Below are 283 nucleotides of genomic sequence, written 5' to 3' on the forward strand. Positions count from 1 at the left end.
TGATCATGGCTGCGTAGTCAGGAATGCGAAGCCGCACCAGCGCGATGGACGCCGCGCATAAGCCGATCCCGAGGCCATAGCCCACCAGCGCCACAAAGGTGGCCTGGAACACGATCATCGTTACCAGCTCATGCCCCTTGGCCCCGATTGCCTTGAGGGCGCCAAACCGTTCGAGGTTTTCCAGGATGAACGTGTAGAAGGTCTGCCCCGAGATCGACAACCCAACGATGAAGCTGATCACCGTCATCAACAGGATGTTGGTGCCCAACCCCGTCTGGTACGT

Annotated in this window: 1 protein-coding gene; it reads right to left on the reverse strand. The window is 59.0% G+C overall.

Features of this window, described 5'->3' with window-relative positions; translation table 11 throughout:
• Positions 1 to 283, reverse strand: a 283-nt coding sequence (locus RVY79_RS19105; RefSeq protein ID WP_317466131.1) for an ABC transporter permease, incomplete at both ends; no start/stop codon positions are given.

Origin of the sequence: Chromohalobacter sp. HP20-39, from assembly GCF_033052815.1 — a bacterium.
Taxonomy (GTDB): Bacteria; Pseudomonadota; Gammaproteobacteria; order Pseudomonadales; family Halomonadaceae; genus Chromohalobacter.